At 71.0% G+C, this 2,669-nt stretch carries 2 protein-coding genes and 1 pseudogene; 2 read left to right on the top strand and 1 reads right to left on the bottom strand.

Going from position 1 to position 2,669, the window contains the following annotated elements; translation table 11 throughout:
* The coding region (locus tag RT282_RS17220; protein WP_313316245.1) for an HRDC domain-containing protein at positions 1–334 on the top strand (334 nt) is incomplete at its 5' end.
* Here the strand turns inward: RT282_RS17220 and RT282_RS17215 are convergent.
* Entirely contained in the window at positions 295–1,635 is a 1,341-nt protein-coding gene (locus RT282_RS17215; protein WP_313316243.1) for a PAS domain-containing methyl-accepting chemotaxis protein, read from the bottom strand. The two genes, RT282_RS17220 and RT282_RS17215, sit on opposite strands and share 40 nt — an antisense overlap.
* 513 nt (positions 1,636–2,148) lie before the next feature.
* Between RT282_RS17215 and RT282_RS17210 the strand changes: the two are divergent.
* Positions 2,149–2,669: pseudogene (locus RT282_RS17210) on the top strand (hypothetical protein); the annotation flags it as partial.

The following is a 2,669-nucleotide window of genomic DNA, read 5'->3' as shown; positions in this document are numbered from 1 at the left end:
CCCCGTGCTGCGGGGCGAGCAGGCCGTGCAGCTGCGCGAGGCCACGGCCCAGGCCGCGCCCAAGCGCTCGCGCCGCGCCGCCGCGCCGCCGGTGGCCGCCGCCAACCTGGACCAGGACGGCCAGGTGCGCTTCATCAACCTGAAGGCCTGGCGCGCCGAGGTGGCGCGCGAGCACAACCTGCCGGCCTACGTCATCTTCCACGACGCCACGCTGGCGGCCATCGCCGAGCGCAACCCAACCTCGTTGCAGGATCTGCAGGGCATCAGCGGCATGGGCACCAAGAAGCTGGAGGCCTACGGCGCTGAGGTGCTGCGCGTGATCGCCGGCGGCTGAGCAGCCGTCTCCTGCGAGTGCAGGGCCTGTACGGCCTGCACCACCCGGCCGGCGTCATCGCGGATCCTCTCCATGGACTGCACCGCCCGACCGGCCAGCGCCACGCTGTCGGCCACGCCGGCCAGGGCCGACTGCATGGTGCGCTGCATGGCCGCCACCTCGTCCTGGATGGCGGCGATCGTCTGGCTGATGCCATCGGTGGCAGCCTTGCTGTCGGCGGCCAGGCGGCGTACCTCGCCGGCCACCACGGCAAAGCCGCGGCCCGCGTCGCCCGCGCGCGCCGCCTCCACGGCAGCGTTCAGCGCCAGCAGGTGGGTCTGGTCGGCAATGCGGCGGATGGCGCCCAGCACCGAGTCGATGGCTTGCGTCTGCCGGTCCAGCGCCGTGGCACTTTCGGCAGCGGCCTCGAACGTGCCCTCCATCGCTTGGATGCGCTGCACCGCCTGGCTGACAGCCCCGCCGCTTTGCTCGGACAGGGACTGCGTTTCCTGGGCGATGGCATACGCCGTGTTCACGCCCTGCTGGCGGGCCTGCGCCTGGCGCACCCGGTGCGTGATGTCAGTGGCCACCTTGATGATCCCTGTCAGCGCCCCCTGCGCGTCATGCACCGGGTTGTAGGTGGCCTCCAGCCAGACGGTGCGTCCACTGCTGTCCACGCGCTCGACCTGGCCGCGGAAAAATTGCCCGGCGCGCAGCCGCTCCCAAAAGCGCGCGTACTCGGCGCTGGCGGCCAGGGCGGGAGTGCAGAAGGTGCGGTGGTGCTGGCCCCGCAGCTGCGCCAGCTCGTAGCCCATGGTTTGCAGGAAGTTCCCGTTGGCTTGCAGCACGCGGCCCTGCAGATCGAACTCGATGACCGCCATCGAGCGGTCGATGGCCTGCAGCACGGAGGTGGCGCGCAGGCGCTCCTGCGCCTGGGAGGTCACGTCCTGGGCCAGCTCGACCACGCGCGTCGGCCGCCCGCGCCCGTCCAGGATAGGGCTGTAGGTGGCGCGCAGCCACACGCGCTGCCCGTCCTTGCGCTGTCGCTGCACCTGGCCGGTAAAGGGCTCACCGCTTTGCAGCTGCCGCAGCGCCTGCTGGTACGAGGGACTGGCAGCGTAGCCGGGTGGGCACAGCATCTCGTGCGGTTGGCCCGCGAGCTCCTGCGGGCTGTAGCCGAGGATGGCGCAAAAACGCCCGTTGGCCTGCAGGATGCGGCCCTGCAGATCCAGGTGCACCACTGCCATGGAGCGGTCAAAAGCGCGCAGCGCCCAGGGAGCGGTGCGCCAGCGGCGCAGGGAACGCAAGAGCGTGCGAAGCATGAAAACTACCTTTTCGGAACTGTTGGCGCGCGCCCAAGGGCAAGCCAAGAGGGTTCAACGCGAGAGGTAAGCCAAATGTTTACCTGTGCAACAAATCATGTCGCAGGCTGGATGCGCAACCGGTCGTCTTGCAGCGCAAGAGTGTGTCAGAAACTGCGGGATCGGCGTGGACAAACCACTGTCTGGATAATCAGTGTTTTGCCGCCTCAGCCATGTCAGCTCCCGTCCTCACCCGTCACCACCGCACCCGTCTGCTCGAAGTCTGGCGCTCGGCCGGCTGGCCGTGCCAGGACGGGGTGGAGATCGACCTGCTGGCCGCCGGCCTGCTGGAGCGCTGCACGGACGAGTGCGGCCGCACCCTGCTGCGCCTGACGGACGCCGGCATCGCCCATCTGGCCGAGGCGCGGCGCGCCGGCAAGCGCAGCGAAAGCCTGCACGACCGCATGGCGCTGGCCTTTGCGCGCCAGCAGCTGCTGCCTGCCGGGCGCGTGGTCTGGCGCGAGCTGTCGCTGCGTGCGGCGCTGGCGGCCGAAGAAGAGCCGCCCTGCGCCGCCGACGGCGCTGCGCCCGCTGGCGGCGCAGGTCTGGCGCGCGGCCACGGCCGGGCGCTGCCTGCTGGCGCAGGCACCCACCGGCATCGGCAAGACGGTGGCCACGCTGTTCGCCCAGCTCAAGGCGGCGCCGGGACAGCGGATCGACCGGGTGCTGTACCTGGCGGCCAAGACCTCGGGGCGGCAGATGGCGCTGGACGCGCTGGCGCAGCTGGCCGGCAGTGGAGGCGCGCCCGTTCCGCTGCGCGTGCTGGAGCTGGTGGCGCGCGACAAGGCCTGCGAGCACCCGGGCAGCGCCTGCCATGGCCAGTCCTGCCCGCTGGCGCTGGGCTTTTTCGACCGCCTAGCCGGGGCGCGCGGCGCGGCGCTGGACGGACACATGCTCACCCAGGGCCTTCGGCATGGGCATCGACAAGCCGGACGTGCGCTTCGTGGCCCACGTGGACATGCCCAAGAACATCGAGGGCTACTACCAGGAGACGG

The organism is Pulveribacter sp. (assembly GCF_032079985.1).
Classification (GTDB): Bacteria; Pseudomonadota; Gammaproteobacteria; order Burkholderiales; family Burkholderiaceae_C; genus Melaminivora.
Note: the sequence above shows the minus strand (reverse complement) of the source record. Positions and strands in the feature narration are given on the sequence as shown.